This is a genomic window from Nocardioides sp. JQ2195, from assembly GCF_012272695.1.
Taxonomy (GTDB): domain Bacteria; phylum Actinomycetota; class Actinomycetes; order Propionibacteriales; family Nocardioidaceae; genus Nocardioides.
The window spans coordinates 3,025,504-3,052,211 of the sequence record NZ_CP050902.1 but is presented as its reverse complement, the minus strand read 5'-3'; the positions used below and the strand labels follow the sequence as shown (position 1 = coordinate 3,052,211).

25 protein-coding genes are annotated in these 26,708 nt (G+C 69.2%); 17 read left to right on the top strand and 8 right to left on the bottom strand.

Annotation, left to right across the window (positions count from 1 at the left end; genetic code table 11):
• Positions 1 to 52: 52 nt before the first annotated feature.
• Positions 53 to 595 (bottom strand): metallopeptidase family protein, encoded by a 543-nt coding sequence (locus tag ncot_RS14520; protein WP_168618249.1) that lies wholly within the window; start codon positions 593 to 595, stop codon positions 53 to 55.
• Positions 596 to 644: 49 nt separating this feature from the next.
• On the opposite strand from ncot_RS14520, the gene ncot_RS14515 reads away from it, so the two are divergent.
• The 14 genes from ncot_RS14515 to secA all read left to right on the top strand — a co-directional run bounded on the left by ncot_RS14515 (position 645) and on the right by secA (position 17,171).
• A complete protein-coding gene (locus ncot_RS14515) occupies positions 645 to 1,010 on the top strand; it encodes a DUF3499 domain-containing protein (protein WP_168618248.1) in 366 nt (121 codons plus the stop codon).
• Between the two features lie 27 nt (positions 1,011 to 1,037).
• The gene (locus ncot_RS14510; protein ID WP_168618247.1) at positions 1,038 to 2,423 is read left to right on the top strand and encodes a phosphomannomutase/phosphoglucomutase; all 1,386 of its coding nucleotides are present in this window, start codon (positions 1,038 to 1,040) and stop codon (positions 2,421 to 2,423) included.
• Positions 2,420 to 2,584, top strand: coding sequence for a Trm112 family protein (locus tag ncot_RS14505; RefSeq protein WP_168618246.1), 165 nt, complete (start codon positions 2,420 to 2,422; stop codon positions 2,582 to 2,584). The genes ncot_RS14510 and ncot_RS14505 overlap by 4 nt, the downstream gene beginning before the upstream one ends.
• A gap of 5 nt (positions 2,585 to 2,589) precedes the next feature.
• A complete protein-coding gene (locus ncot_RS14500; RefSeq protein WP_168618245.1) occupies positions 2,590 to 3,612 on the top strand; it encodes an SIS domain-containing protein in 1,023 nt (340 codons plus the stop codon).
• A gap of 112 nt (positions 3,613 to 3,724) precedes the next feature.
• Positions 3,725 to 4,672, top strand: coding sequence for a DUF808 domain-containing protein (locus tag ncot_RS14495; RefSeq protein ID WP_168618244.1), 948 nt, complete (start codon positions 3,725 to 3,727; stop codon positions 4,670 to 4,672).
• A gap of 134 nt (positions 4,673 to 4,806) precedes the next feature.
• Complete coding sequence (gene ahcY, locus ncot_RS14490) at positions 4,807 to 6,258, top strand: adenosylhomocysteinase (RefSeq protein ID WP_168618243.1); 1,452 nt, start codon at positions 4,807 to 4,809, stop codon at positions 6,256 to 6,258.
• Positions 6,259 to 6,271: 13 nt separating this feature from the next.
• Positions 6,272 to 6,973, top strand: a complete 702-nt coding sequence (gene mtrA, locus ncot_RS14485) for an MtrAB system response regulator MtrA (RefSeq protein ID WP_168618242.1) — start codon at positions 6,272 to 6,274, stop codon at positions 6,971 to 6,973.
• Positions 6,974 to 7,043: 70 nt separating this feature from the next.
• On the top strand, positions 7,044 to 8,630 hold the full coding sequence (gene mtrB / locus ncot_RS14480) for an MtrAB system histidine kinase MtrB (protein ID WP_240937918.1): 1,587 nt from the start codon (positions 7,044 to 7,046) through the stop codon (positions 8,628 to 8,630).
• A complete protein-coding gene (locus tag ncot_RS14475; protein WP_168618240.1) occupies positions 8,627 to 10,366 on the top strand; it encodes an LpqB family beta-propeller domain-containing protein in 1,740 nt (579 codons plus the stop codon). Before mtrB ends, ncot_RS14475 begins: the two co-directional genes overlap by 4 nt.
• Before the next feature lie 153 nt (positions 10,367 to 10,519).
• Entirely contained in the window at positions 10,520 to 11,167 is a 648-nt protein-coding gene (locus ncot_RS14470) for a ComF family protein (RefSeq protein ID WP_240937917.1), read from the top strand.
• Positions 11,168 to 11,596: 429 nt separating this feature from the next.
• Positions 11,597 to 12,220, top strand: a complete 624-nt coding sequence (raiA, locus tag ncot_RS14465) for a ribosome-associated translation inhibitor RaiA (protein ID WP_168618239.1) — start codon at positions 11,597 to 11,599, stop codon at positions 12,218 to 12,220.
• A 79-nt stretch (positions 12,221 to 12,299) separates the two neighbouring features.
• Positions 12,300 to 12,983, top strand: a complete 684-nt coding sequence (locus ncot_RS14460) for a response regulator transcription factor (protein WP_206064985.1) — start codon at positions 12,300 to 12,302, stop codon at positions 12,981 to 12,983.
• A gap of 7 nt (positions 12,984 to 12,990) precedes the next feature.
• Positions 12,991 to 14,241, top strand: coding sequence for a crosslink repair DNA glycosylase YcaQ family protein (locus tag ncot_RS14455; RefSeq protein ID WP_168618238.1), 1,251 nt, complete (start codon positions 12,991 to 12,993; stop codon positions 14,239 to 14,241).
• Positions 14,242 to 14,357: 116 nt separating this feature from the next.
• A complete protein-coding gene (gene secA / locus ncot_RS14450; protein WP_168618237.1) occupies positions 14,358 to 17,171 on the top strand; it encodes a preprotein translocase subunit SecA in 2,814 nt (937 codons plus the stop codon).
• Positions 17,172 to 17,407: 236 nt separating this feature from the next.
• Here secA and ncot_RS14445 read toward each other — a convergent pair whose 3' ends face one another.
• Both ncot_RS14445 and ncot_RS14440 read right to left on the bottom strand, forming a co-directional pair.
• Positions 17,408 to 17,947, bottom strand: a complete 540-nt coding sequence (locus ncot_RS14445; RefSeq protein ID WP_168618236.1) for an Rv3235 family protein — start codon at positions 17,945 to 17,947, stop codon at positions 17,408 to 17,410.
• Positions 17,947 to 18,636: a LysM peptidoglycan-binding domain-containing protein gene (locus ncot_RS14440; RefSeq protein ID WP_168618235.1), complete on the bottom strand. Its 690-nt coding sequence runs from the start codon at positions 18,634 to 18,636 to the stop codon at positions 17,947 to 17,949. Before ncot_RS14440 ends, ncot_RS14445 begins: the two co-directional genes overlap by 1 nt.
• Positions 18,637 to 18,773: 137 nt before the next feature.
• Between ncot_RS14440 and ncot_RS14435 the strand changes: the two genes are divergently transcribed.
• Positions 18,774 to 19,310 (top strand): hypothetical protein, encoded by a 537-nt coding sequence (locus ncot_RS14435; protein WP_168618234.1) that lies wholly within the window; start codon positions 18,774 to 18,776, stop codon positions 19,308 to 19,310.
• Positions 19,311 to 19,341: 31 nt separating this feature from the next.
• Here ncot_RS14435 and ncot_RS14430 read toward each other — a convergent pair whose 3' ends face one another.
• Genes ncot_RS14430 through ncot_RS14415 form a run of 4 tightly spaced genes read right to left on the bottom strand, consistent with a single transcriptional unit; the run spans position 19,342 to position 22,648 of the window.
• Positions 19,342 to 19,668 carry a sec-independent translocase gene (locus ncot_RS14430; protein ID WP_168618233.1) on the bottom strand — a complete coding sequence of 109 codons (327 nt, stop codon included), beginning with the start codon at positions 19,666 to 19,668 and terminating at the stop codon, positions 19,342 to 19,344.
• Position 19,669: 1 nt separating this feature from the next.
• Positions 19,670 to 20,833 (bottom strand): Mrp/NBP35 family ATP-binding protein, encoded by a 1,164-nt coding sequence (locus ncot_RS14425; RefSeq protein WP_168618232.1) that lies wholly within the window; start codon positions 20,831 to 20,833, stop codon positions 19,670 to 19,672.
• 11 nt (positions 20,834 to 20,844) lie between these two features.
• Positions 20,845 to 21,396 carry a DUF1003 domain-containing protein gene (locus tag ncot_RS14420; RefSeq protein WP_168618231.1) on the bottom strand — a complete coding sequence of 184 codons (552 nt, stop codon included), beginning with the start codon at positions 21,394 to 21,396 and terminating at the stop codon, positions 20,845 to 20,847.
• Positions 21,389 to 22,648 (bottom strand): CBS domain-containing protein, encoded by a 1,260-nt coding sequence (locus ncot_RS14415; RefSeq protein ID WP_168618230.1) that lies wholly within the window; start codon positions 22,646 to 22,648, stop codon positions 21,389 to 21,391. The genes ncot_RS14420 and ncot_RS14415 overlap by 8 nt, the downstream gene beginning before the upstream one ends.
• A gap of 96 nt (positions 22,649 to 22,744) precedes the next feature.
• Between ncot_RS14415 and ncot_RS14410 the strand changes: the two genes are divergently transcribed.
• Positions 22,745 to 24,355, top strand: coding sequence for a class I SAM-dependent methyltransferase (locus ncot_RS14410; RefSeq protein ID WP_168618229.1), 1,611 nt, complete (start codon positions 22,745 to 22,747; stop codon positions 24,353 to 24,355).
• Positions 24,346 to 24,609 carry a DUF6752 domain-containing protein gene (locus ncot_RS14405; RefSeq protein WP_240937916.1) on the top strand — a complete coding sequence of 88 codons (264 nt, stop codon included), beginning with the start codon at positions 24,346 to 24,348 and terminating at the stop codon, positions 24,607 to 24,609. Before ncot_RS14410 ends, ncot_RS14405 begins: the two co-directional genes overlap by 10 nt.
• Positions 24,610 to 24,739: 130 nt before the next feature.
• Here the strand turns inward: ncot_RS14405 and ncot_RS14400 are convergent, their stop codons facing one another.
• Entirely contained in the window at positions 24,740 to 26,632 is a 1,893-nt protein-coding gene (locus tag ncot_RS14400) for an alkaline phosphatase family protein (protein ID WP_168618228.1), read from the bottom strand.
• Positions 26,633 to 26,708 lie beyond the last annotated feature (76 nt).

Genomic DNA, 26,708 nt, shown 5'->3' with positions numbered 1-26,708 from the left:
CTCACCCTGTGCCCCGCGAGGGCGACTCCGACCTGGCCATGATGGTGCCCGCCTAGGAGTCGTCCTCGCGGTATCTCGGGTCCACCTCGTCAGCGGGGACTCCGAGGAGCTCGGCCACCTGCTCGACCACGACCGTGAGCACCAACGCCTCGAGCTCCTCCCGACCCTCGCAGCGGTGCTCGATCGGTCGGCGGAAGACCACGAGCCGGGTGGGTTGCGTGCCGGTGCCACGCACCAACGAGGAGAGCGGGACCGAGTCGACGTCCCAGTCGTCGGGGACCAGGGGCGTGTCCTCGACGGCGAACTCCACCAGCCCGAGCCGGTGCTGCCAGCGATCGTCGATCGCCGAGACCACACCGAGCACCAAGGAGTCGAAACGCTCGCGGCGGGTCGGACGAGGTCGCACGAAGCGGTCCCCGGGCCGTGTCCGGGGCAGGATCTCGGGCCCGCGCGGGCCACGACCACGACGGTCCCTGCTTCGCCCGAACGTCTTCGCTCCGGCCGTCTCCGCTCCGGCCGTCTCCGCTCCGGTCGTCTCAGCTCCGGCAGGGACCCGCTCGGAGCCGGTGGGCCCGGACGCACGTTGCTCAGTCACGCCGCGAGCCTAAACCGCGCAGGGGCATCCGGGCGGTAGCGTCTGCCGCGTGACTTCAGCCCGTCGGTGTTCGCGTACTGCCTGTGGCCGCCCCGCGGTCAACACGCTGACCTACGTCTATGCCGACCAGACCGCGGTGCTGGGCCCGCTGGCGACCTACGCCGAGCCCCACGCCTACGACCTCTGCGAGGCCCACAGCGAGCGCCTCAGCGCGCCCCGTGGGTGGGAGGTCATGCGCCTGGCCCCCGACCCGTCCACCCTCGAGCCCTCCAGTGACGACCTGCTGGCCCTCGCAGATGCCGTTCGCGAGGCGGCCCGACCCGTCCCCGCGGTCGCCCAGACCGCCGGCCTGCAGACTGAGACCGGTCGTGAGACTGCCCGCCGTGGGCACCTGCGGGTGCTCAGCAACGACTGACCCCCGGACGGCGATAGGCTCGGCGCCATGCCCCCAGTTCCTGCGTCGTCCTCCACGCTCGATCCTGACAACCTGCACGCGATCTTCAAGGCGTACGACGTCCGCGGCACCGTTGGTGACCAGATCGACGAGGTGCTCGCTCGCCGTGTCGGTGGTGCGTTCGTCGCCGTGACCGGTGCGCCGACCGTTGCCATCGGCCACGACATGCGACCGTCGTCGCCGGGTCTGGCCCGGGCCTTCGCCGAAGGCGCCGCTCAGGCCGGGGCCGACGTCGTCATGATCGGCCTGGCCTCGACCGACCAGCTCTACTTCGCCTCCGGGCACCTCGACCTGGCGGGCGTGATGTTCACCGCCAGCCACAACCCGGCCGCCTACAACGGCATCAAGATGTGCCGTCCGGGCGCGCGCCCGATCGGCGCCGAGACCGGGTTGCTCGAGATCCGTGACGCGGTCGCCGACGAGGTGACCGGCGATCGCCGGGGCTCGATCACCGAGCGTGACGTCCTCGCCGGCTACGCCGACCACCTGCTGTCCCTGGCGCCGGTCCGCGGTCGGCGGCTCACGGTCGTCGTCGACGCCGGCAACGGAATGGCCGGCCACACGGCGCCGGCAGTCTTCGACCGCCTCGGGGACCAGGTCGACCTGGTGCCGATGTACTTCGAGCTCGACGGCACCTTCCCCAACCACGAGGCCAACCCGATCGAGCCGGCCAACCTCGTCGACCTGCAGGAGCGGGTGCTGGCCGAGAAGGCCGACATCGGGCTTGCCTTCGACGGAGACGCCGATCGCTGCTTCCTCGTCGACGAGCGCGGCGAGCTGGTCTCACCGTCCACCCTCACCGGCCTGATCGCCGCCCGTGAGCTGGCGCGCGAGCCCGGCTCCACGATCATCCACAACCTGATCACCTCCCGCTCGGTCCCCGAGATCGTGGGCGAGCTCGGCGGGACCGCGGTGCGCACCCGCGTCGGGCACTCGTTCATCAAGGCCACGATGGCCGAGACGGACGCGATCTTCGGCGGCGAGCACAGCGGGCACTTCTACTTCCGCGACTTCTGGCGCGCCGACTCGGGCATGCTGGCCGCGTTGCACGCCTTGGCCGCGCTGGCCGAGGGAGAGGGGCCGCTCTCGGACCTGCTCGCCGAGTACGTGCGCTTCTCCTCGTCCGGCGAGATCAACTCGACCGTGACCGACCAGGCTGCGGTGCTGGAGGAGCTCGAGACCGCCCACGCCGGCGCAACCGGGGTCGCGCTCGACCACCTCGACGGCCTCACCGTGGCCCACGACGACTGGTGGTTCAATGTGCGAGCCTCCAACACCGAGCCGCTGCTCCGGCTGAATGCTGAAGGCAAGGACGAGCAAACCATGGCGCGCGTGCGCGACGACGTACTCAGTGTGATCAGGAGAGACCAGTGAACATCGACCCCCAGCTGCTCAAGATCATCGTGTGCCCCGACTGCCACGGGGAGCTCTCGGCCCAGGCCGAGGAGCTGGTCTGCTCGGCCTGCGGCCTCGCCTACCCGGTGCGCGACGACATCCCGGTGCTGCTGGTCGACGAGGCCCGCAAGCCGGCCTGATCGCCATGTGGTTCGACGAGTCACGCCTCGACGACGAATCCGCTCTCGCCGGGTCCGACCTGCTGCTGCGCTCCTTGGCGGAGTCCGGTGCGCGCGTGCGTCGAGCCGCGGGCGACGCTCGCGAGGCGATCGACGAGGCGCTGCGTCGTAGCGAGGGCTCCCGGCCCCGCGCGGTCATCGCTGCCGGCCCCGACTCGCGGCTGCTGCGCGCGGTGCTCGAGCCGTGGTGCCCGGTGCCGTTCGTGGCCTGGCCCGGTCCAGCGCTGCCGGGGTGGGCGGGCTCCCTCGACCTCGTCGTGATCCTGTCGCCCGAGCGCTCCGACCCGGCGGCGGCCTCCGCCGTCGCCGAGGCGGTCCGACGTGGATGCCAGGTGGTGGTGGCGTGCCAGTCCGACTCGATGGTGGCCGAGCATGCGGCCGGTCGCTGGAGCACGATCCTGCCGATCGTCTCGGGGGACCAGCTGGCGACTGCCGTGGTGATGCTCGACTACCTGCACCGGCTCGGCCTCGGGCCGGAGTCCGACGCCGACGAGGTCGCCACCGCACTCGATGACATGGCGATCTCCTGCTCACCGCACCGCGACATCGCGATCAACCCCGCCAAGATGCTGGCGATCGGCCTCGCGGACGCCAACCCCTTGGTCTGGGGAGGCTCGGTCCTTGCCGCCCGGGCAGCGCGTCGGGTCGCTGAGTCCATGCGTCGAGCATCGGGGCGCAGCGCGTTGGCCGGCGACGCCGAGCACCTGCTTCCCGTGCTCGAGGCGACCCGGGCCAGGAACGTCTTCGACGACCCGTTCGCAGATGACGGTGGCGAGCTGCGCACCGTCCTTCTCGTCCTCGAGGACGGCTCCGACGACCAGGTGGGCCGGGAACAACGCGGCCGCCTGCTGGCAGCGGCGGAGAGTCGCGGCGTACGCGTCGAGACGATGGCCGCCGAGTCGGGCAGCGAGGTCGCTCGTTATGCCTCCCTGCTCCTCCTGGGGTCCTACACCGCCGCCTACCTCCAGCTCGCCCTCACCACCACCTAGCCGCGCACGCGCTCTCTGGCGTGTCCTCGGTCGACTCCGAGGGGGGACCAGCAACTACACTGCGCAGCGTGATGACACCGCTGAGTGCCGCAAACCCGGAGGTCCCGGTCCGATGAGCGCGGGACTGTTCGCGCTCCTCGACGACGTCGCGGCGCTGGCCAGGGTCGCGGCAGCCTCGATCGACGACGTCGGGGCGGCTGCCGGTCGTGCCAGCGTGAAGGCTGCCGGAGTCGTGGTCGACGACACCGCCGTGACCCCGCAGTACGTCGCGGGCGTGGCCGCCAAGCGCGAGCTGCCGATCATCAAGAAGATCGCCATCGGATCGATCCGCAACAAGCTGATCATCATCCTGCCCCTGGCCCTGTTGCTCAGCCAGTTCCTCCCGTGGTTGCTGACCCCGATCCTCATGTGCGGCGGCGCCTTCCTCTGCTACGAAGGGGCCGAGAAGATCTGGGAGAAGCTCAGCGGTCACCAGGTCGAGGCCGACGAGGCCACGCTCGAGATCACCCCCGAGAGGGAGAAGGAGATGATCTCCGGCGCGATCCGCACCGACCTGATCCTCTCCGCCGAGATCATGGTGATCTCGCTCAACGAGGTCGCCGACCAACCGTTCCTCGCCCGCGCCGCGATCCTGGTCGTGGTCGCGGTCGGCATCACGGTCCTGGTCTACGGCGTCGTCGCGATGATCGTGAAGATGGACGATGTCGGTCTCCGGATGACCATGTTCCGCTCGGGACTGGCCCAGAGGTTCGGCCATGCGCTGGTCAAGGCGATGCCCAAGCTGCTCGCGGTCATCTCGGTCGTCGGCACCGCAGCCATGCTGTGGGTGGGTGGCCACATCCTGCTGGTCGGGCTCGACGACCTGGGCTGGCACCCTCCCTACGAGTTCGTGCACCACCTCGAGGAACAGGTGCACCACGCCGTCAGCGGCGTGGGGGCAGCCCTGGGTTGGCTGGTCAACACCGTCGCCTCGGCGATCATGGGCCTGCTGGTGGGTGCCGTGGTCGTGGCGATCATGCACTTCCTGCCGTTCGGGCACGGTGCCGAGAAGGCCCACTGATCCGGCAGCAGCATTCGTCCGATGATTCTGTGGCCGGCGGCACACGCTTGTAGTCTTGGCCGAGTCCGCGCGGGAGATCCCGAAGAGTTGCAGATGCACCGCGGCACGCAGTCGAACATGTTGAGGACCATTCGATGGATTACAACGTTGCTGACCTGAGCCTGGCCGAGTTCGGCCGCAAGGAGCTCACCCTCGCCGAGCACGAGATGCCCGGCCTGGTCTCCCTTCGCACGACGTACGGCGACGCGCAGCCGCTGAAGGGTGCCCGGATCGCCGGTTCCCTGCACATGACCGTGCAGACCGCGGTCCTGATCGAGACCCTGGTCGCCCTCGGCGCCGACGTGCGCTGGGCCACCTGCAACATCTTCTCCACCCAGGACCACGCCGCCGCCGCGGTCGTCGTCGGCCCGCCGAGCAGCGGGGGGACCCCCGAGAACCCGCAGGGCACCCCGGTCTTCGCCTGGAAGGGCGAGACCCTCGCCGAGTACTGGGACGAGGCCGAGAAGGTCTTCGCCTTCACCGACGACGCCGGCAACCCGGTCGGTCCCAACATGCTCCTCGACGACGGTGGTGACATCACGCTCCTCGTGCACAAGGGTGTGGAGTTCGAGAAGGCCGGCGCCGTTCCGAGCCAGGACTCCACCGACAACGAGGAGTTCAAGGAGGTGCTGCGCGTCCTGGCCCGCTCGCTGGAGAACGACCCGCAGCGCTGGACCACCATCGCCAACGACATCAAGGGCGTCTCCGAGGAGACCACCACCGGTGTGCTGCGCCTCTACGACCGCTTCAAGGAGGGCTCGCTGCTCTTCCCGGCGATCAACGTCAACGACTCGGTCACCAAGTCGAAGTTCGACAACAAGTACGGCTGCCGCCACTCGCTGATCGACGGCATCAACCGAGGCACCGACGTGATGATCGGCGGAAAGGTCGCCGTCGTCTGTGGCTACGGCGACGTCGGCAAGGGCTCCGCGGAGTCGCTGCGCGGCCAGGGTGCTCGCGTCATCGTCACCGAGATCGACCCGATCTGCGCACTGCAGGCGGCGATGGACGGCTACGAGGTCAAGCGCCTCGAGTCGGTCGTCGAGACGGCTGACATCTTCATCACCACGACGGGGAACTTCGACATCATCCGGGTCGAGCACTTCGAGAAGATGAAGCACCAGGCGATCGTCGGCAACATCGGCCACTTCGACAACGAGATCAACATGGCCGGGTTGTCGCGCATCGAGGGCATCGTGAAGGACGAGATCAAGCCCCAGGTCCACCAGTGGATCTTCCCCGACGGCAAGAAGGTCATCGTGCTGTCGGAGGGTCGCCTGCTCAACCTCGGCAACGCGACCGGCCACCCGTCGTTCGTCATGTCGAACTCCTTCACCAACCAGGTGCTGGCCCAGATCGAGCTCTTCACCAAGACCGAGGAGTACCCGGTGGGCGTCTACGTCCTGCCCAAGCACCTCGACGAGGAGGTCGCCCGACTGCACCTCGACGCTCTCGGTGTCGAGCTCACCGAGCTCACCCAGGAGCAGGCCGACTACCTCGGCGTCCCGGTCGAGGGTCCCTACAAGTCGGAGCAGTACCGCTACTGAGCGGGACCACCCCATGAGCGCAGCGAACGACTTCGGAACCAAGGGGCGCGTCCTCGTCGTCGACGACGACGCGTCCCTTGCCGAGATGCTCACGATCGTGCTCCGGCAGGAGGGCTTCGAGGCCAGGGTGTGCCCGCGGGGTGACCTGGCCCTGGCCGAGTTCCGTGACTTCCGTCCCGACGTGCTGCTGCTCGACCTGATGCTGCCCGGCAAGGACGGCATCGACGTGTGCAAGGAGATCCGGGCCGAGTCCGGCATCCCGATCGTCATGCTCACTGCCAAGGGCGACACTGTCGACGTGGTCGTCGGCCTCGAGTCCGGGGCCGACGACTACATCGTCAAGCCGTTCAAGCCCAAGGAGCTCGTGGCCCGCATCCGCGCGCGCGTACGCCGTACCGACAGCTCGCCGCAGGAGAGCCTCACCATCGGCGACCTGAGCATCGACGTCGCCGGTCACTCGGTGACGCGGGGCAGCGAGTCGGTCAACCTGACCCCGTTGGAGTTCGACCTCCTGGTCTGCCTCGCCCGCAAGCCGTGGCAGGTGTTCACCCGCGAGGTCCTGCTGGAACAGGTGTGGGGCTACCGTCACGCCGCCGACACCCGTCTGGTCAACGTGCACGTCCAGCGCCTTCGCTCCAAGGTCGAGCAGGACCCGGAGAACCCCGAGATCGTGGTCACGGTCCGTGGGGTGGGATACAAGGCCGGAAGCTCCTAGGCCATGACTCCCCAGCGACGGCCGATCCTCGAGAGAGATGGCCTAGGCAACCCACATGCGCTCGCGGCCGTTGACTGACGCCATCCGCTGGACCCTGACGTTCTGGCGTCGGTCGATCCAGGCCCGGGTCGTGGTGAGCACGGTGCTGCTCTCCGCCATCGTGTTCAGTGTCGTCGGCTGGTTCCTGCTGCAGCAGACCAAGGACGGACTGGTCGACGCGCGGGTCGAGCGCGTCGTCGCGGAGGCGGCCAACGAGACCGCCGATGCACGCGCCCGCCTGGCAACCGTGCCCGGCACCGACGACGAGGCGAGCCTGCAGCTCCAGCAGCTGGTCGACCCGATCATCTCGCGAGGGGCCTCGCGGGGGTTCTCCGTGGTGCTGAACGGTCCCATCGGCGAGGAACCGACCGACCTGGCGGTCAGCGGCCCGCGCTACTCCACCGGCCTCGACCTCGACAGCGTGCCCGACGAGCTGGTGGAGCACCTCGACGAGAGCGACGCGACCGCCTGGGCGTTCTCCCGGGTCCGCTACCTGCCGGAGAGCGGTCGCGCCGACGGGCCGGGGATCGTGGTCGGCTCGCGGATCCGCCTGCCCGCCGACGGCGAGTTCTACACAATCTACTACGTCTTCCCGATGCAGCAGGAACAGGAGACCCTCGACCTGGTCACGCGTGCGCTGATCACCGCGGGTGCCCTGCTGCTGGTGCTCGTCGCCGGGCTCACCTGGCTGGTGACCCGCCAGGTGGTGACCCCCGTGCGGATGGCTCGCCGGGTGGCGGAGCGACTCGCTGCCGGTGAGCTCGAGGAGCGGCTGCGGGTGCGCGGTGAGGACGACATCGCCCGCCTGGCGACCTCGTTCAACCAGATGGCCTCCAGCCTGCAGCGCCAGATCCGGCAGCTGGAGGAGCTGTCCCGGGTCCAGCGACGCTTCACCTCCGACGTCTCCCACGAGCTGCGCACACCCCTGACGACGGTGCGGATGGCCGGCGACGTGCTGTACGACGCGCGGGCCGACTTCGACCCGGTCACGGCTCGTGCGGCAGAGCTGCTGCAGACCGAGCTCGACCGCTTCGAGGGCCTGCTCAGCGACCTGCTCGAGATCAGCCGCTTCGACGCCGGAGCGGCCGCACTGGAGCTCGACGACGTGAACCTCGTCGACGTCGCCCACCGTGTGGTGGACATGACCAGGGCACTCGCGGAGCAGCGCCACACCACGGTCACCGTCACCGCGCTCTCCGATCCCTGCCTGGCGGAGGCGGACTCCAGGCGCGTGGAGCGGATCGTCCGCAACCTGGTGAGCAATGCGATCGACCACGCGGACTCGACGGGGATCGTGATCCTGGTGAACGCCGACGAGCACGCCGCGGCGATCGCCGTGCGCGACCACGGGGTCGGCCTCGCCCCGGGTGAGGCGGCCCTGGTGTTCAACAGGTTCTGGCGTGCCGACCCGGCTCGGGCCCGCACCAGCGGAGGCACCGGCCTGGGCCTGTCGATCTCCTTGGAGGACACCCACCTGCACGGAGGATGGTTGCAGGCCTGGGGCCAGCCGGGGGAGGGCGCCCAGTTCCGGCTGACCCTGCCGCGCCGGGTGAGCCAGGTGCTGCGGCACAGTCCGTTGCCGCTGGTTCCCGACGATGCCGAGGAGATGGCGACATGACCGTCCGGACCCGTGGACTCGTGCTGGCCGTGGTCGCGCTGATGCTGTGCTCGGCGTGCGTGAGCATGCCCGACAGCGGCGACGTCCAGGTGGGCGACGACACGGGTGCGTCCTCCCAGGACCCCGGCTACCCCTACGACCCGCGGCCCCCGCAGCCCGGTGAGCGGGCCACGGAGATCGTGAGCCACTTCCTCGACGCGATGATGGCCAACCCGACCACCACGGCGGTGGCCAAGCAGTTCCTCTCCGAGGACGCGCGCGAGTCGTGGCATCCCGAGCGCCAGATGATCACCTACGACGACATTCAGACCCCGTCGGGGACCAACGAGGTCTCGGTGACCCTCCTGGACGCCAATCACCTGGACGCCCGGGGTGCCTGGCAGGGCCCGGTGTCGGACAAGCAGCGAGTGCTGTCCTTCGGGATGACCGTGGAGGACGGGGAGTGGCGCATCGCCGACCCGCCCGACGCGATGATCGTCTCCGACGAGTTCTTCGAGGGACGCTACCGCCAGGCTTCGCTCTACTTCGTGGATCCGACGGCACGCGTGGTGGTTCCCGAACCCGTCTTCGTGCCGCGCAGCGGCCAGCTGTCAGCCGTCCTGATGCGGGGACTGCTCCGCGGCCCCGGGGCGCGCCTGGACGGGGTGCTGAGGTCCTACATCCCCGACGACATGAACCTGGACCTCTCCGCGCCGGTCTCGGCGGACGGCGTCGCGGAGGTCTCGCTGCGCGGGGACATCACGACGCTCGACCCCGAGAGCGTGGAGCTGATGACCGTGCAGATCGCCTGGACGCTGCGCCAGGACCCGTCCGTGAGCCGGGTCCGCCTCACCATCAACGAGACCCCGGTCACCACGTCAGGCTCGTCGTCGGCCTTCGACGTCGACATCGGCGAGGAGTACAACCCCATCGGGGCGAACTCCTGGCAGGGGCTCTTCGGCCTGCGCGAGGGGCGGGTGGTGTCCTCGATCAGTGGTCGGGAGAACCACGACACCGGACCGTTCGGGACCGCCGAGTACGGCCTCCGCACGATCGCGGTGAACCTGCAGGCGACCCAGATCGCCGGGGTCACCTCGGACGGCCGCTCGGTGCTGTCGGCCCCGACGTCCGAGGGCGAGGCGGCAACGGTGTCGACCCTCGCCGGTGGCAGCGACTTCCTGGAGCCCGCCTGGGACGTCTCGAACCGGTTGTGGCTGGTGGACCGCACCTCAGGTGGTGCCGTCGTCTCCTACGTGCGCAGGGGCCAACGCCACGTCGTCCCGGTGCCCGGGGTGTCCGGGAAGCGGGTGACCCACTTCCTGGTCTCCCGTGACGGCACGCGTCTGATCGCCGTGCTCCGACGCAAGCAGGGCGACGTGGTCGTGCAGAGCCGGATCGCGCTGGCCGGGAACAAGGTGCGCGGCACCCCGGCCACGGTGACGCGTCGTTTCCCGGACGAGCTGGTGCGGATTCGTGCGCTGGCCTGGCACTCGCCGACCGAAGTGGTGATGTCGCGGGTCATCACCAACGACCTCACCCAGCTGACCACCGTCTCGGTGGACGGGTCCGACGTCGTGCTGTCGGCGGACGTGCCGATCGAGCTGGTCCGGGACAAGGTGGTGCGACTGGTCGGTTCGCCGGACCCGGCGTCAGGTGCGTGGGCGGTGGCCGCTTCCGGCAAGGTCTACGACCTGACTCCTGACAGCGACGTACTGCCACCCAAGGACGGGCTCCTGTCACTCACCTACGTGGGGTGATCCACAGGCGTGGACCAGGGGCTTGCCCGGGGCCGCTGGAAGCGGTCGGCTGTGGGGGTGCTCCCCGCCCTGATGGATCTGGTCACCGGCTCGGCCTGCCCCGGTTGTGGGCAGCCGGGGACCCTGCTGTGCCGGCGGTGCCGGGAAGGGCTGATGGGCGCTGAGCGTGCGTCGGCCCCCACACCGTGTCCGCCCGAGCTCGTTCGGCCCTGGGCCGCGGGGGAGTACGACGGGCTGCTGCGCACGTTGATCCTGGGCCACAAGGAACGACAACAGTTCTCCCTGAGGCGCCCCCTCGGCGAGCTGCTGGCGAGAGCCGTGGCCGGACTGGCCGGCACCGCAGGCGTCGTCACGGGCTCGCCGCTGGTGCTGGTCCCGGTCCCGTCGCAACGGGCACGCGTGCGAGCTCGCGGACATGACCCGACGCTCCTGGTCACACGGGTTGCGGCGCGCGAGCTGCGCCGGATCGGCCACCGTGCGGAGGCGGCTTCTCTGCTGCACGTCGGACGGGTCCTCGACCAGTCGGAGCTGGACGCAGCTGGGCGCGCGGCGAACCTGGCCGGATCGATGTGGGTGCGCGGCCGTGGGCTGGAACGGCTGGCCGCCACGACGGGTCGGGCCTGGGTCGTCGTGTGCGACGACGTCCTGACGACGGGCGCCACCGCAGCGGAGGCTCAGCGGGCCTTGCGCGCCTGCGGGCTCGGAGTGCTCGGGGCAGCGACGATCGCCGCGACCCGCAAACGGCTGCCGGGCGGGGCCCGGGCGGGAGCCGAACCGCGGACGGATGCCCCCACATCCTGAAGATCTCCCGTGGGCCGGACCGGATCGGGACGGCGCGCTGGTCTTGTGGGCGGGAAGAGACTAACGTCTCTGCATGGAGTCCGTTCGGGTCCGTGGTTGCGTCGTCAGCTGGCTCGATGAGCCTTGGCGACAAGCCGAAGCCAGTCGCAGGCGAAACGGCCCACGTAAGTCCACGGTCGGGACATCGCTTCCCGGGTGCGGACGATCACGGTGCGGCTTAGAAGTAAGTCCTGCCCCGGCCCTGTCGTCAGACACGGCGGTCCGTCGGGAGAAGGTGGGTAGTGGCACCAAGCCGCGAGAACCTCAGCAGGCGGTTGTGGGGTCGAAGACCAGGTCGGCCGAGCGGACTCCTACCCACGTCCGGAGGCCACCCCAGAGGTGGTCCTCCGGCGCGCTCGAAGTATCCAATTCAAGGCACGGGAGGTCCACATGGACGTTGTGGTGAACGCTCGACACTGCGAGGTGTCCGATCGGTTCCGCAGTCATGTCGAGGAGAAGCTCGCCAAACTCGAGAAGCACGACCATCGCATCATGCGAGTGCTCGTCGAGGTGGAGAAGGAGCGCAACCCGCGCCAGCACGATCGGTCGGTTCGCGTGGAGCTGACGGCCCACTCCAAGGGGCCCGTCATCCGGGCCGAGGCCGCAGCTGACGACAAGATGGGCGCCCTTGACCTGGCGCTCGACAAGATGGCCTCCCAGATGCGGCGCGCGGCCGACCGTCGCCGCGTCCACCGCGGACGCCACACCCCGGTGTCCGTGGGGGAGGCGCTGGCCGACGCCCAGCCCCCGGTGGAGACCGTTGTCGAGCAGGACGACGTCGTCACCACCGAGCGCCAGGTCGGCCCGATCACCGTGACCGGTGACGGCCCGTTGGTGGTCCGCGAGAAGTCCCACAGCGCGACGCCGATGACGTTGGACCAGGCGCTCTACGAGATGGAGCTGGTCGGGCACGACTTCTACCTCTACGTCGACAAGGACAGCGAGCGGCCCGCAGTGGTCTATCGCCGGCGTGGTTACGACTACGGCGTGATCTCGCTCGACGTCGACAGCTGACCGGTTCATCCATGGCCATCAGGCACGACCGGGACGCTCGGGGACGGCAGATGTCGCCCGGTCGTGCCATGATGCCCTTGTGACAGACAGCAACGCTTCCGGCGAGTCCGAACCGATCCGTGTCCTGGTGGTCGACGACCAGGAGCTCTTCAGACGCGGTCTGACCATGCTGCTCGGGGTGGAGTCCGGCATCGAGGTCATCGGTGAGGCCGGGGACGGCATCGAGGGCACCGACCTGGCGATCAGCTCGGCCCCCGACGTGGTCCTCCTCGACGTCCGCATGCCGAAGCGATCCGGCATCGAGGCCTGCGTGGCGATCAAGGAAGCGGTTCCGTCGGCAAAGATCATCATGCTGACTGTCTCCGACGAGGAGGCCGACCTCTACGAAGCGGTCAAGAGCGGTGCGTCCGGCTACCTCCTCAAGGACTCCTCGATCGAGGAGGTGGCCCAAGCCGTGCGCGTGGTTGCCGACGGCCAGTCCCTGATCAGCCCGTCGATGGCGGTGAAGCTGATCGACGAGTTCAAGCAGATGTCCAAGCCGGAGCGGGAGCAGGTCACCGGGCTGCGCCTGACCGAGCGTGAGCTCGAGGTGCTGCGTCTGGTCGCCAAGGGGATGAACAACCGCGAGATCGCTCGCCAGCTGTTCATCAGCGAGAACACCGTGAAGAACCACGTGCGCAACATCCTGGAGAAGCTGCAGCTCCACTCCCGCATGGAGGCCGTGATGTACGCCGTGCGGGAGAAGCTGCTCGACATCCCCTGACCTGCTCGTGACGTCACTGTCCCGGGCCCAGGCCCGACGCATCGCGCTGGCCGCCCAGGGTTTCACCGACCGGCCGCACTCCCGCCCGACCCTCCGCACCCTGACCCGCACGGTCGAGCGCACCGGGGTGCTCCAGGTGGACAGCGTGAACGTGTTGCAGCGCGCCCACTACATGCCGCTCTATGCGCGCATGGGGCCCTACGACGTGGACCTGTTGCGACGTGCCTCCAGCGGTGGTGAGCAGCGGCGACTCGTGGAGTACTGGGCGCACGTCCAGGCCCTGATGCCGGTGGAGCTGTGGCCGTTCATGCAGCACCGCATGGCGTCGTACCGGGCCGGAAGGGGCAAGTGGTTCCAGGCCATCCCTGACCTCGAGCGCGAGATCCGGGCGGTGATCACCGAGCGCGGGGCCAGCACGTCCAGGCAGGTGGCGGAGGTGCTGTCCCGGGAAGCGCACCGCTCGAAGGACCACTGGGGCTGGAACTGGTCCGACGAGCGCAAGGTGCTCGACCACATGTTCACCTGCGGCGAGGTGGCCATCGCGGGGCGCAACCAACAGTTCGAGGTGGTCTACGACCTGCCCGAGCGTGTCCTGCCGTCCGCCGTCCTGGCAGCCCCGGAGCCGTCACCGATCGAGGCAGCAGTCGAGCTGGTGCGCCGGGCGGCCAGGTCGCACGGAGTGGCGACTGCGTCATGCCTGGCTGACTACTACCGGATGCGCGTCCAGCCGGCCAGGGCAGCTGCCGCCGACGCGAGCGACGCCGGTCTCGCCAGCGCGCAGGAGGCCATCCACGTCCTGGTGGACTCCGGCGAGCTGCTGCCGGTTGCGGTGGAGGGCTGGAAGCGCCCGGCCTACCTGCACGCCGGAGCCAAGCTCCCCAGGAAGGTGTCGGCGCGGACCGTGCTGAGCCCGTTCGACCCCCTGGTCTGGGAACGGGAGCGCACCGAGCGGTTGTTCGACTTCTCCTACCGCATCGAGATCTACGTCCCGGCGGCCAAACGAGTGCACGGCTACTACGTGCTGCCGTTCCTCCTGGGGGATCGCATCGTCGCCCGGGTTGACCTCAAGGCCGACCGTGCGGCGCGACGACTGCTGGTGAAGGCAGCCCACGCCGAGCCCGGTGCGCCGACGGAGACCGCTGCCGAGCTGGCCGTGGAGTTGCGCCGGTTGGCCGGCTGGCTGGCGCTCGACGAGGTGGTCGTGGAACCCCGCGGAGACCTGGCTCCCGGGCTGGGCGCCGAGGTCCTCCTCACCTGACGAGGAAGCCACCCCCTCGACCGGTGAAAATCTTGGTGTCGTGGGTAGCATGGCCCCGGCGCCGGAGTGTCTGAGCCCCGGGCCCGCTCGACCATCAACCCAGGGAGTTCCCGCTCGTGCCTGCCATTCTCGACAAGATCCTCCGCATCGGCGAAGGCAAGATCGTCCGTCAGCTCGAAGTCGTCGCCAAGGCCGTGAACTCGATCGAGGACGACTTCGTCAAGATGACCGATGACGAACTGCGTGGCATGACCGTGGAGTTCAAGGAGCGGCTCGAGAAGGGGGAGACCCTCGACGACATCATGCCGGAGGCCTTCGCCACCGTGCGTGAGGCGGCTCACCGGGTCATCGGCCAGCGTCACTACGACGTCCAGATCATGGGTGGGGCGGCACTGCACCAGGGCAACATCGCCGAGATGAAGACCGGTGAGGGCAAGACGTTGGTCGCCACCCTCCCGGCGTACCTCAACGCGCTGGCCGGGCAGGGCGTCCACATCGTCACGGTGAACGACTACCTGGCCAAGTTCCAGTCCGAGATGATGGGTCGCATCCACCACTTCCTGGGCCTGACCACCGGCGTGATCCTGCCCGAGATGCGCCCCGCCGAACGACGCGAGGCCTATGCCTGCGACATCACCTACGGCACCAACAACGAGCTCGGGTTCGACTACCTGCGCGACAACATGGCATCCGACATCAAGGACTGCGTGCAGCGCGGCCACGGCTTCGCGATCGTGGACGAGGTCGACTCGATCCTCATCGACGAGGCCCGCACCCCGTTGATCATCTCCGGCCCCACCCAGGACGAGGTCCGCTGGTACGCCGAGTTCGCCAAGATCGCGCGCACGATGAAGATCGACGTCGACTACGAGGTCGACGAGAAGAAGCGCACCATCTCCGTGCTCGAGGGTGGCATCACCAAGGTCGAGGACCACCTCGGCATCGACAACCTCTACGACTCGGTCAACACCCCGCTGATCTCCTTCATGAACAACTCCATCAAGGCGAAGGAGCTGTTCCGCAGCGACAAGGAATACGTCGTCATGGACGGCGAGGTGCTCATCGTCGACGAGCACACCGGTCGCATGCTCGCCGGACGTCGCTACAACGACGGCCTGCACCAGGCCATCGAGGCCAAGGAGGGCGTGACGGTCCGCGAGGAGTACCAGACGCTCGCCACGGTCACCCTGCAGAACTACTTCCGTCTCTACAAGAAGCTCTCCGGCATGACCGGAACCGCGATGACCGAGGCGAGCGAGTTCGACAAGATCTACAACCTCGGCGTGGTTCCGATCCCGACCAACAAGCCGATGCAGCGCGTGGACCAGGCCGACCTGGTCTACCGCACCGAGAACGCCAAGTACCTCGCGGTGTGCGACGACATCGTCGAACGCCACAAGAACGGCCAGCCGGTCCTGATCGGCACCGTCTCGGTGGAGAAGTCCGAGCTGCTCTCGGGCCTGCTGAAGAAGAAGGGCGTCGCGCACAGCGTGCTCAACGCCAAGGTGCACGCCGACGAGGCCGCGATCGTGGCCCAGGCCGGTCACAAGGGCGCGGTCACCGTGGCCACCAACATGGCCGGTCGAGGAACCGACATCATGCTCGGTGGTTCGGTGGAGTTCATCGCCGACCAGGAGCTGCGCAAGCAGGGCCTCGAGCCAACGGGTGAGACCGCCGAGGCCTACGACGAGGCCTGGCCCGACATGGTCGAGCGCATCAAGGCCCAGGTCAAGGCCGAGCACGACGAGGTCAAGGAGGCAGGTGGCCTCTACGTCGTCGGCACCGAGCGCCACGAGTCCCGCCGCATCGACAACCAGCTCCGTGGTCGCTCCGGCCGTCAGGGTGACCCGGGGGAGTCGCGCTTCTACCTGTCGCTCGAGGACGAGCTGATGCGCCTGTTCAAGTCCGACTGGGTCGACCGGGTGCTGGTCATGCTCAAGGTGCCCGACGACGTGCCGATCGAGAACAAGCGGGTCACCGGCGCGATCGCCAACGCGCAGGGGCAGCTGGAGTCGCAGAACTTCGAGTCCCGCAAGAACGTGCTGAAGTACGACGACGTGATGGACCGCCAGCGCCACGTGATCTACGACGAGCGTCGCCAGGTCCTCGAGGGAGCTGACCTCGAGGAGCAGATGCGCACCTTCGTCGACGACGTGGTCGGCGCCTACGTCACCGGCGCGACCGAGGGCTTCTCGGAGGAGTGGGACCTCGACGCCCTGTGGACCGCCCTCAAGCAGCTGTATCCGATCTCGGTGTCCCTCGACGAGGTCGAGACGCAGGCGGGTGGCCGCGCTGCGATGACCCGCCTCGAGCTCACCGAGACCCTGACCAAGGACGCCCAGAAGGCCTACGACGAGCGCGAGGCGCTGGTGGGCGAGGAGAACATGCGCGAGCTCGAGCGCCGCGTGGTTCTCTCGGTGCTCGACCGCAAGTGGCGCGACCACCTCTACGAGATGGACTACCTCCGCGAGGGCATCTACCTGCGCGCCTACTCGCAGCGCGACCCGCTGGTCGAGTACCAGCGCGAGGGCTTCGACATGTTCCAGGCGATGATGGACGCGATCAAGGAGGAGTCCGTCGGCTTCCTGTTCAACCTCGAGGTCGAGGTCGAGGAGGCTGACGAGGCAGGCGTCGAGATCGTGGACGCCGACGCGTCCGAGGAAGCCGCCCCCGAGCACGTCCACGACGGCCCGCGCATCTCTGCGAAGGGTCTCGAGGCGCCGAAGGCTCCGACGAACCTCTCCTACACCGGTCCCGCGGAGGACGGGGAGGCAGAGGTGACCGGTGGCTCGGTGACCACGGACAGCGACGACCCCTTCGCCCACGTGGGTCGCAACGCGGACTGCCCGTGTGGGTCCGGCAAGAAGTACAAGAAGTGCCACGGTGCGCCCAACGGCCCGACCGGGCTGACCACGCGCGTCAACGGCTGAGACCGTTCGCAGCAAGGACCCCGGCGCTGGTTGCGCTGGGGTCCTTGCGATTTCCTCGCCCAGTCGGCCCGACGGTCCGGGCTTGAGACCAACCCGCGTTGGTCTCGGGGAGTGCCCGGGCTCCGGGCCCTGCTCACTTCGCCGAGCCGTCAGTTCTCGTCAGTTCCGCTGGCGCTCCGTGTCAACAACAGACCGCTCGACTCTTGCGTTGGAGTTCGGTCGAGCGGCCTAGCCGCTCACCCGAACTCCAACGCGGTGCACTGCCAGCGACCGGAGACGACCTCGAGCCGCCCGGCCAGGCAGCGACTGCGCTCGCCGTACTTCACGCGGGTGCAGAACTCGACGACCCCCTCGGCGAGGAAGCAGGTGTGCGCGGTCTGCACCTGCGGGCGCACGGACGGCCGGCGGCCCCGGCCCCTGCCGGCCGCATGCACCCCGGCGCGTGCCACGACGCCGGCGCGGTAGGCGAGCTCGTGGTGGATCTGCGGCGTGGTCCAGCGCAGCAGCTGCGACACCGGACGGTCGCCTCCGATCACCTCGACGCACGACTGGCTGAACGTCACCACCCAGCGGTGCAGGTCGTGGCGGATGCCGGCCGACACGGTGACCACGTCGGCGCCGGCGGTGATGGCACCGCTGGCCTCGGAGGTCGGCCAGGGCGGCCCGAGGTCGGGCTCGAGGTCGAGGGCAAGCGTGCCCTGCAGGCTCGTCGCGACCACGGACGCCGGACGACGGGGGTTGATCAGTGCGCTCACGTTGGTGGTCGTGGAGGCCATCACTTCTCCTGGGTGTTGTGGTGTCGAGGGGGCAGGTGCAGCTGGGCGCCGGGCCGGATCAGGTCGGGGTCGGTGCCGATCAGGGCCCGGTTCGCTGCCCAGATCTCGCGCCAGAGGGCATCGATCGATCGCGCCCCCGCCCGTGGTGGCAGCTCGGCCTCGGCGATGCGCCAGAGGCTGTCCCCGGCCCGCACGATGACGGTCGAGGTGACCGGGACACGCGCCGGCGCCGTCCTGGGACCTGGCGCGTGGGCGTCGAGCGACTGGCGATCGGGCAGCTGCAGTCCGACGATGACGGCGTCGTCGGACGGTTGGGGTGGTTGTCCCGCGCTCTGGTCGGCCGAGGCAGGCGAGAGCCCGCTGGCCAACCCGATGCCGCAGGCCACCAGCACGGTTCGCCGGATGAGTCGTGGGCACGGACCCAGCCGAAAGCAGGTGGCGGCCTCCACCACGGCGAAGGACGTCGCCACCCACCACCACACCAGGCAACCCGCGAGCAGCACGGCTGCGACGTCGGCCAGTGCCTCCTCGAGCGTGGCCGGCGCCAGCGCCGGGTTCTCGACCCACCGGATGGTGCGGCGCAGGTGGGGGAGGAGCAGCTGGAGCAGGGCCGCCAGCCCTGCTGAGGCGACGAGCCAGACCAGCAGGCAGCGGGCCGGCGCGGCCGTGGAGCGTTCCCGAGATGGCATCGCGATGCTTTCGTTTGCGTGTGTTTGCTTCAGTCAATGTCCGAATGCAGCCGTTGTCAACGGTTCATCCACAGGCATCTGCTCGGGTCGGTGGCGTGGTTGACAGGCCGCGACGACACGGGCAAGGCTCCTGCCCCATGAGCTGGGAGTCCGAACTGTTCGCACTGCTCGACGACCTGGAGGGGCGCGCCGAGGCGGTCTTCGACGCCGACCGTCAGGTGGAGGTGGCCGATCGGGCGCGGGGGGAGTACGCCGCGGTGACGGCAGCGAGCCGCCTGATGGCCAGTGTCGGGAGCACCCTCGTGCTGGGCGTCACCGGCGTCGGACGTCTGAGCGGTCGCCTGGCGACGGTGGGGGACGGCTGGTGCCTGCTGGAGTCCGATCAGCAGGAGTGGCTGGTGCGCCAGGACGCCGTCGTGGCGATCAGCGGTGCTTCTCCACGCTCGGTGCCGCAGGACGCGTGGCCGGTGACGGCGCGTCTCGGCTGGGCGTCAGCGCTCAGGGGCATTGCGGAGTGGGCCGATCCGTGCCGGCTGCTGATGCGTGACGGGAGCCAGTACGACGTGGTCGCGACGCGGGTCGGCCAGGACTTCCTCGAGGTCGAGGTGGGCGAGCGTCGAGAGCAGGTGCTGATCGGCTTCACGGCGATGGCCGCGGTGAGGACCCGGCGCTAGCCGAGACCCGGAGCCGCCGGAGTCGCCGGGCTCAGGTGGCCTCGCCGTCGTACGGCGGCAGCTCGCCGGCAGCGAGCGGGCGCAGCTCCTTGCGGGGCCTCAGGTCCTCGTCGTCAGCCATCGCCTCGGCGATGTGCTTGCGGACGATGGTGCGTGGGTCGAGGTCGCGCAGCTCGAGGTCGGAGAACTCCGGACCCAGCTCATTGCGCAGGTCATCGCGTGTCGAGTTGGCGAACGCCTTCATCTGCTTGATGAAGCGAGCCGCTTGACGGGCCAGGTCCGGGAGCTTGTCCGGACCGAAGACGATGACGGCCACCAGTGCGATGACCGCCATCTCCGCCAGGCCGATGTCGAACACGTCAGAACCGGCTGGTGGGCGTCAATCCGAGTTGCATGCCGGCCAGGCCCCGACCGCGGCCGGAGAGGCCCTCGGCGATGCGCGTGAGCTCCTGGGCCGAGGGGGCCGTCGGGTCGGACTCGACGATCGGCTTGCCGGCGTCCCCGCCCTCACGCAGCGACACGTCCAGGGGGATGCGGCCGAGCACGCGGACGTCGTAGCCGAAGCGGGCGGACAGCGTCGTGGCGACGCGGTCGCCACCGCCGGAGCCGAACACCTCGAGCCGGTGGTCCTTGCCCTCCTCGAGGCAGTGCGGGCAGGCCAGGTAGCTCATGTTCTCCACGACGCCGACGACGCGCTGATGCATCATCGAGGCCATCGTGCCGGCTCGCTCGGCCACCTCGGCGGCGGCCTCCTGCGGCGTGGTCACCACGACCACCTCGGCGTTCGGGAGGTGCTGGCCGAGGGAGATCGCCACGTCGCCGGTGCCGGGCGGCAGGTCGAGGAGGAGGGCGTCGAGGTCGCCCCAGTAGACGTCGGCCAGCATCTGCACCAGCGCCCGGTCGAGCATCGGGCCACGCCACGCGACGACCTGCTCGCGCTTGGGCTTGAGCATGCCGATCGAGATCACCGAGACCCCCGAAGGCGTCGGGACGGGCATGATCAGGTCGTCGACCTGCGTCGGCCGGGCGTCGCCCACGCCCAGCATGGCGGGCACCGAGTGGCCGTAGATGTCGGCATCGAGCACACCCACCCTGAGGCCCTGCTTGGCCAGGGACAGCGCGAGGTTGACCGTCACCGAGGACTTGCCGACACCGCCCTTCCCGGAAGCGATGGCGTAGACCTTGGTCAACGAGCCCGGCTTGGCGAAGGGGATCTCGCGCTGGGCCTGGCCGTCGCGGAGGATCTCCTGCAGCCCGGCACGCTGCTCGGCGGTCATCACGCCCAGCTCCAGGTCGACCCCGGTGACACCGGGGACCCGCGAGACTGCTGCGGTGACGTCACGGGTGATGGTGTCCTTGAGGGGACAGCCGGCGACGGTCAGCAGCACGACGACCGAGACCTTGCCGTCCTCGGCGATCTCGACGCTGTCGACCATGTTGATCTCGGTGATCGGCCGCTTGATCTCAGGGTCGTTGACGGTCGCCAGTGCTGCGTTGACCTGCTCGATCGTGGGGGTGCTCATGGTGCCCAAGACTACGTGGTGGTCCCCGGTTCAACGATTTCGGACCCGGGCGGCTGGTGCTCGGAATCGGTCGCTTCGGACTCCGTCGCACGATCATCCAGCTCCGTGAGCAGGGTGCGGAGCTCGGAGCGGAGGAAGTCACGGGTGGCGACCTCGCCGACCGCCATCCGCAGGGAGGCGACTTCCCGGGCGAGGAACTCCATGTCCGCGTGGGCCCGGGCGTTGGCCTGGCGGTCCTGCTCGGCCACGACCTTGTCCCGGGTCTCCTGCCGGTTCTGGGCGAGCAGGATCAGGGGAGCGGCGTACGACGCCTGGAGGCTCAGCATCAAGGTCAGGAAGATGAAGGGGTAGTCGTCCCACCGCGCGGGAGTCGGAGCGATCCAGTTCCAACCGATCCAGACGACGACGAACAGCGACATGTAGATCAGGAAGCGGGCCGTTCCCATGAACCGGGCGAACTGCTCGGCGAAGACGCCGAACGTGTCCGAGTCGTAGCTCGGGCGGCGCACCAGGGGGCGGTGCAGCTCCCGGGGTGTGTCGAGGCGGGTACGTCGTTCAGCCACGGCTGCCTCCCTTGCGTGGGGTCAGCTCGCGCCAGTTCTCCGGGAGCATGTGGTCGAGCAGGTCGTCGACGGTGACTGCGCCCAGCAGGCGGCCCTCCTCGTCGACGACGGGTGCGGCGACCAGGTTGTAGGCGGCGAGGTGTGCGGCGACGGCGTCGATCCCCATCTCGGGGCGCAACGGGTCGAGCGTCTGGTCGAGCGCCGCGGCGACCAGGGTCGACGGTGGCTCGCGGAGGAGCCTCTGGATGTGGGCCACGCCCAGGAGGCGTCCGGTGGGGGGCTCGAGCGGCGACCGGCAGACATAGACCAGGGCGGCGAGGGAGGTGGTGAGCTCGGGGTTGCGGACCCGTGCCAGGGCCTCGGCGATCGTCGCATCGGGCGGAAGGATGACCGGCTCGACGGCCATCATGCCGCCGGCCGTGTGCTCGGCGTAGGACATCAGGCGCTTCACGTCCTCGGCGTCCGAGGGCTCCATCAGCTCGAGCAGCTGGGCGGCCGTCTCGTGCGGCAGGTCCGCGATGAGGTCGGCGGCGTCGTCGGGCGACATCTCCTCGAGGACGTCGGCTGCGCGCTCGGAGTCGAGCTGCTCGAGGATCTCGACCTGGTCCTCCTCGGGGAGCTCCTCGAGGACCTCGGCCAGTCGTTCGTCACCGAGCGCGGCGACAACGGAGCGCCGTCGTTCCTTGGGGAGGTCGTGGATGACGCTCGCTGCGTCGGCGGGGCGCATCTCGTTGAGCGTGGCCAGCAGCTGGGTGGCGCCCTGGGACTCCTCGTGCTGGGTGAGACCGGTGACCTCGCCCCACTCGACGACGTGGGTCTGCCCCTTGCGACGGAAACCCCGGCCGGCCTCCTGGAGGGCCACGCGGCTGAGCACCCAGTCGCGGTTGCGGGCCTGCTCCATGGCCACGTCGTAGACGGTGCCGCTGACCTCGGACCCGGTGATGCGCACGGTGCGGTCGAGCATCTGCCCGATCACCAGGGTCTCGGTCGGTCGCTGCTCGAAGCGGCGCATGTTCAGCAGCCCGGTGGTGTAGACCTGCCCCGAGTCGATGTTGGTGACCCTGGTCATCGGCACGAAGATGCGGCGACGTCCGAAGACCTCGGCCACGAGCCCGAGCACCCGGGGCTGGCTGGTCTCCGTGCGGAGTGCAACCACCAGGTCACGGACCTTGCCGACCTGGTCACCTTGGGGGTCGAAGATCGGCAGCCCGACGAGGCGGGCGACGAAGACTCGGGAAGGGGTTGTGCTCACGTCACCAGACGCTATCGTGCGACACGCGGTTCGTCGGCTGGCCACTCCGGTAGTCTGCGTTCGCTGGACCCGACAGACCTCCGAGAAAGTTCCTCCATGTCCCACCTCCGCCGCAAGGCCGCCGGCCCCGCGGGGCCGGACCAGCCCAGTGACGTGACGGTCGACGACGACGGCATCCGTTTCGCCGACGACGCGGAGCGGGTGGTCGACGCACTGTTCGACGGCCGTCGGGTGTGGTCGTTCTGGCTGCAACGGGACGGGGAGCGCGAGGGCGACCACACGTTCGTGGCCTGGCCCGGCGCGCTGCGCAGCTTCCTCCACGGGGTGACCGACCTCGAGCTGGTCGAGCACACCTCAGGAGAGGTGCACTTCTCCGAGGAGGTCAGGTTCGGCAGCGGTGACCAGCGCATCGCGATCGAGACACCCGACGGACGACCGCTCGGCCTGGACAAGTCGAACCGGCTGGCGCAGACCTTCGACACCCGCAGCTCCGAGCACGTGGAGCCCCTGCTCGACTCCATCGACGAGGTGCTGGCTGCGCTGCGCACGGCCGGCATCGAGGCGTTCCCGGCGTACGGCACGCTCCTCGGCGCGGTCCGCGGCGGCAAGCTGATCGGGCACGACAGCGACGCCGACATCGGCTACGTCAGCCGTCACTCGGCTCCGGTCGACGTCACCCGCGAGTCGTTCCGGCTGCAGCGCAGGCTCAGCGAGATGGGCTACGACATCACCCGCTACAGCGGTGCCGCGTTCAAGGTCGACGTCCTGGAGGCCGACGGCTCCAAGCGGGGGCTCGACGTCTTCGGCGGCTTCCTGAGCGATGACGGCCACCTGGTCCTGATGGGGGAGATCCGCACCCCGTTCCGCAAGGAGTGGATCCACCCGCTGGGGGAGACCACCCTGGAAGGACGCACCCTCCCGGCTCCCGCCGACCCCGACAAGTTCCTCACCGCGACCTACGGGCCGAGCTGGCGGGTGCCCGATCCGGCGTACCACTTCGAGACACCGCTCTCGACGCACCGTCGGCTCAACGGCTGGTTCCGGGGCACCCGCGTGGGACGCGACCGTTGGGACCGGGTCTGGTCGAGTGCCCATCGCGAGGGCGCCCCGGACTTCGAGCGCGATCCCTTCGTGGAGTGGGTCCTCGGAGCGGTGCCCACGCCGGCCCACGCGGTCGACATCGGCTGCGGACGCGGCGTCGGGGTCATCGACCTGGCTGGGCGCGGAGTCCCGGCGGTCGGTCTCGACTTCTCGCCCCGTGGTTTCGCGGCTGCGGTCACGCATGCCGAGTCGACGGGGCTGCCGGCGACCTTCGAGAAGTTCAACCTCCTCGAGCTTCGCCAGGCGTTGGCCTTCGGCGCCCGGCTGGCCAGGGTGCCGGGACCACGCCTGGTGCTGGCCGACCACCTGGTCGACAACACCACCGGAGTGGGACGCGAGCACCTCTGGCGGATGGCCGAGATGTTGCTGCGCGACGGCGGACGTCTCGCCCTGCGGTTCCGAGCGCCGGTGCGCAACTCCGAGAACGGCACGCGCGAGGGCCCGGGCATCCGGGAGTCCCGCATCCGGCGCGAGCTGCAGGAGCGTGGTGCCGTGATTCTCGAGTCCGAGAAGTCCGAGGTCGCAGCGACCGAGGACAACGTTGACGGAGCGGCCCCCGCGGGGGACCGCATGAATGTCTGGCGATTGGTTGTGGCATGGAAATGAACGGTCAAGGGGCGCGTGGCGTGCTGGGCAAGGGGCGTGAGCGGTTGCGTCAGCTCAAGGGCGCAGGCGCCAGTCGTGCCCAGCTCGAGGCCCGGGTCTCCGAGCTCGAGGAGGAGGTGCAGGAGTGTCGCAAGCTGAACCTCCGCCTCGCCGAGCTCACGGACATCGTCCAGGAGCTGCTGCTCCCGGTTGCCCAGCGGGACGAGGAGAAGCTGGCTGCCCTCGTGGAGAAGTACTCCTCCGACCTCGGCTGAACTCCTCCGGTCACTGCTGAACTCCTCCGACCTCGGCTGATGCCGGGGGACCGCCCGCCGCAGGCGGCGAGCGGTCCCGATCAGTCCAGCTCAGCGCTCAGCTCGACGCGCGCCGGTCACGACCGCGTGCTCAGTCCAGCGCCTGCACGTTGAACGACTGGTGGTTGTTCAACGTGCTCCCCGGCGTTGCCGGCAGGCGCAGTGCCGCGAGCGCCAGGTTGGCGATGTCCCCGGTGTGGATCGCCTTCGACGAGTACGGCACGCGCTTGCCTCTAGGTGAGGCCCACGCCGGGTTCAGGTCATAGAGGTTCGTGCCGGCGGGCACTCCGGGACCCTTGATGAACAATGGCACTCGGTAGTTCTGGTCCGAGTCGGCCCGGGCATCGCTGCGCCCGTCTCCGCCGCCGGTCGAGGCGATGATCAGCAACGTCCGGCCGCGCAGCTGTGAGCTCTTGCGCAGGGCTCGGCGGACCAGCGCGATGTTGCGGTCGAAGTCGCGGATGGCCTGCTTGTAGCGGGAGCTCCGGAAGCCGTACGCGATGCCCACCTCGCGGGGCTCCCCGAGGTGCAGGTGGGTGTAGGCGGCGCCGTTCTCCCGGGTGTCCAGGAAGCGACGTACGACGGCCCGGTCGCTGGCCAGCTTCTCGTAGGAGGTGAACTTGTCGCGCCCGTTGTCGGCCCCGTAGGGATCGCCGCCGCCGGCCGCGTGCCACGTCTCGTAGATGGGATCGGTGGTGTCGCTGCTGGAGAGCATCCGGGTCTTGAGGCCCAGGTTGTGGACCAGGTCGAAGGTGGACGAGACATACATGCCTGCTGCGTTGTGGACGGTGCCCGAGAGCGTGTTCCGCTCCACGCCGTGCCCGAGCGAGCCGTCGACCGTCCGCCCGGTCAGGATCGACACCAGGTTGGGCAACGGCTGCGTCGACTCGACCGCGGTTCGTGCGTTGAAGGTCGAGCTGCCTTGGCGCTTCGTGGCGGCGATGGCCTTGGCATCGCCGCGTCGGGTTGCCTTCAGCAGGGTCTGGCGACGAACCCCCTCGGCGGTGACCACGACCACGCGCTTGAAGCGACTGGCCTGCATCACGGGGGAAGGAATGTTGGCCGTGGCCACGATGACGGGGTGGTCGGTGGTCTTGCGGACCAGGTCCGTGCGCATCGCCCAGTAGCCGGTGAAGTTGTTGGGGCCGGTGGCAAGCAGCCAGTCGACCAGCATCGGCTGGGGCGGGGTGCAGGACGACCCGCTGGCGGTCCCGCCGTTGGCTGCCTCCAGCTCGGTCTGGGCCACGGTCGGGCAGAAGAACTTGTCCCGGTCGTTCATGTCTCCGGTCATGAAGACCGGGACGCCGGGGAACTTGTTGCGCAAGCGGTTGACCAGCTTGTTGGCACGGGCGAAGCCGATGTCACGCCACTTCTGCTGGTTGTTGGGGATGTTGGCCGGGTTGTGCACGTTGTAGATCCAGATGCGCTGCCCCGACGCCTTGTGCTGGAGCATGACGTAGGGCATCTTCTGCTCCACGCCGCGGAAGTAGGGGATCTTGATGGTCCGCTTGCGCAGCACCTTGAACTCGCTGCGGCGCCAGGAAATGCTGTTCTGCCCGGCCTTGGTGTCCAGCTTGGTTCCCGGGAAGGTGCCCCACTGTGACGAGTTCCGCTGGGTCCACAGCGTGGCCTGCTTCGGGTGCATCTCCTGGAAGCCGACCAGGTTGATCTGCATGTCGTCGAGGATCCGACGCGTCCACTTCAGTCGCTTCGAGGAGTCGGCCCAGCCCTTGCGCTGCGGATTGGCACCGTCAGTGTGGCCGGCCCCGAGCAGGTTGAAGGAGGCCACCCGGAACGACGTGGTGCCGAGCGGCTGGTCCGACGGATCGGCGGCCGCGCTGGACAACGCGACGCCGTCGTCGACCGGCCCCGGTGCGGCCTCGCCGGTGAAGGCCAGGGTCAGGGCCAGCCCCGTCGCGGCCAGTGCAGCGGACCAGGGACGGAGTGAGCGGAGACGGTCGACCAGAGGGCGACGGTGAGACATGAGGGTGACCTTTCAAGCGACGAATGTGGTCAGTGTGACTCAAGTGACGCACGAGAGCCACCCCACGATCTCAATC

What these genes read in the sequence shown, in the direction of transcription:
- ncot_RS14510 (WP_168618247.1), top strand. Translation starts at nt 1,038, where the DNA reads ATGCCCCCAGTTCCTGCGTCGTCCTCCACGCTCGATCCTGACAACCTG.
- ncot_RS14500 (WP_168618245.1), top strand. Translation starts at nt 2,590, where the DNA reads ATGTGGTTCGACGAGTCACGCCTCGACGACGAATCCGCTCTCGCCGGG.
- ncot_RS14495 (WP_168618244.1), top strand. Translation starts at nt 3,725, where the DNA reads ATGAGCGCGGGACTGTTCGCGCTCCTCGACGACGTCGCGGCGCTGGCC.
- ahcY (WP_168618243.1), top strand. Translation starts at nt 4,807, where the DNA reads ATGGATTACAACGTTGCTGACCTGAGCCTGGCCGAGTTCGGCCGCAAG.
- mtrA (WP_168618242.1), top strand. Translation starts at nt 6,272, where the DNA reads ATGAGCGCAGCGAACGACTTCGGAACCAAGGGGCGCGTCCTCGTCGTC.
- ncot_RS14475 (WP_168618240.1), top strand. Translation starts at nt 8,627, where the DNA reads ATGACCGTCCGGACCCGTGGACTCGTGCTGGCCGTGGTCGCGCTGATG.
- ncot_RS14470 (WP_240937917.1), top strand. Translation starts at nt 10,520, where the DNA reads ATGGGCGCTGAGCGTGCGTCGGCCCCCACACCGTGTCCGCCCGAGCTC.
- raiA (WP_168618239.1), top strand. Translation starts at nt 11,597, where the DNA reads ATGGACGTTGTGGTGAACGCTCGACACTGCGAGGTGTCCGATCGGTTC.
- ncot_RS14445 (WP_168618236.1), bottom strand. Translation starts at nt 17,947, where the DNA reads ATGGCCTCCACGACCACCAACGTGAGCGCACTGATCAACCCCCGTCGT.
- ncot_RS14440 (WP_168618235.1), bottom strand. Translation starts at nt 18,636, where the DNA reads ATGCCATCTCGGGAACGCTCCACGGCCGCGCCGGCCCGCTGCCTGCTG.
- ncot_RS14435 (WP_168618234.1), top strand. Translation starts at nt 18,774, where the DNA reads ATGAGCTGGGAGTCCGAACTGTTCGCACTGCTCGACGACCTGGAGGGG.
- ncot_RS14425 (WP_168618232.1), bottom strand. Translation starts at nt 20,833, where the DNA reads ATGAGCACCCCCACGATCGAGCAGGTCAACGCAGCACTGGCGACCGTC.
- ncot_RS14410 (WP_168618229.1), top strand. Translation starts at nt 22,745, where the DNA reads ATGTCCCACCTCCGCCGCAAGGCCGCCGGCCCCGCGGGGCCGGACCAG.
- ncot_RS14405 (WP_240937916.1), top strand. Translation starts at nt 24,346, where the DNA reads ATGGAAATGAACGGTCAAGGGGCGCGTGGCGTGCTGGGCAAGGGGCGT.
- ncot_RS14400 (WP_168618228.1), bottom strand. Translation starts at nt 26,632, where the DNA reads ATGTCTCACCGTCGCCCTCTGGTCGACCGTCTCCGCTCACTCCGTCCC.